Source organism: Anaerostipes sp. CAG:276, assembly GCF_000432215.1.
Taxonomy (GTDB): domain Bacteria; phylum Bacillota; class Clostridia; order Lachnospirales; family Lachnospiraceae; genus Anaerostipes; species Anaerostipes caccae.
The window spans coordinates 1-506 of record NZ_FR889194.1 but is presented as its reverse complement, the minus strand read 5'-3'; the positions used below and the strand labels follow the sequence as shown (position 1 = coordinate 506).

Here is a 506-nt window from a genome sequence, read left to right as displayed (position 1 = left end):
GAAGTCATGGGTAAAGGAAAGAACAACAAACTGGACTATGACTGCAACCCGGATACTGTATTAGAAGAAGCAACCAGAAGAGTCATGAGTCCAAAGATGCTCTGCGCATTTAAAGACGGAACAAAGACGATGGTAGAGATGACAGCAATGTCTAACTACACAGGATTAGTACCGGATGTGATCGGAGGACACGGACCACAGACTTCACCGGGAACCGAAGGAATCAAAGAGTTAAATGATATCCTGAAGCTTAAGAAAGACGGCGGAATCTTAAACAAACATGGAGTTGTAGAGTATGTAAACGGAGTTGCTCCTGGAGTATTCGTAACCGTATCTACACCGAACGAAGAGATCGCATACCAGATGGCATACCACAGTATGGGACCTGGACCGCTTTGGACCTTATACCGTCCATACCACTTATGTAACTTAGAGACACCGCTTACGGTAGCGAAAGCAGTCATCGACGGAGAAGTGACCTGTGTACCGATCGACGGATTAGTATC

Annotated in this window: 1 pseudogene; it reads left to right on the top strand. The window is 45.8% G+C overall.

Annotation, left to right across the window (positions count from 1 at the left end):
- Nucleotides 1-506, top strand: a pseudogene (locus tag QVP35_RS09760) (NAD(P)H-dependent oxidoreductase); the annotation flags it as partial.